General features: G+C 65.9%; 1 protein-coding gene. It reads right to left on the reverse strand.

What is annotated here, in order from left to right; translation table 11 throughout:
- Positions 1-9: 9 nt before the first annotated feature.
- Positions 10-662 (reverse strand): toprim domain-containing protein (locus HCX50_RS19655; protein ID WP_237682617.1); only part of this gene is annotated, 653 nt, incomplete at its 5' end.

A 662-nucleotide genomic window follows, 5' to 3' on the forward strand; every position in this document is an offset into this window, starting at 1 on the left:
CGATCGGGGTCAGGCGTCGATCGATTCGCGCGACAGCCGGTCGGACGAGTCGATGATGAACTCGCGGCGCGGGGCCACCTCGTTGCCCATCAGGAGCTCGAAGACACGGCCTGCGGCCTCGGCATCCTCCATGCGCACGCGACGCAGCAGACGGCCGGAGCGGTCCATGGTCGTGTTGGCCAGCTGCTCGGCGTCCATCTCCCCGAGACCCTTGTAGCGCTGGATCGGCTCGTGCCAGCGCTTGCCGGCCTTGCGGAGCTTCGTCAGCAGCGCGTGCATCTCTTGCTCGCTGTAGGTGTAGATCGTCTCGTTCGGCTTCGACCCCGGGTTCATGACGATGACTCGGTGCAGCGGCGGAACGGCGGCGAAAACGCGACCGTCCTCGATCAGCGGTCGCATGTAGCGGAAGAACAACGTCAGCAGCAGCGTGCGGATGTGCGCGCCGTCGACGTCGGCGTCGCTCATCAGGATGATTTTCCCGTAGCGCGCGGCGGTGAGATCGAACGTCCGGCCGGAGCCGGCGCCGATCACCTGGATGATCGACGCGCACTCGGCATTCGAGAGCATGTCGCCGACGGAGGCCTTCTGCACGTTGAGGATCTTTCCCCGGATCGGCAGCAGGGCCTGGAATTCGCTGTTGCGCGCATTCTTCGCGGTCCCGA

Origin of the sequence: Microbacterium sp. B19(2022), from assembly GCF_012030385.1 — a bacterium.
GTDB classification, from domain to species: Bacteria; Actinomycetota; Actinomycetes; order Actinomycetales; family Microbacteriaceae; genus Microbacterium; species Microbacterium oxydans_B.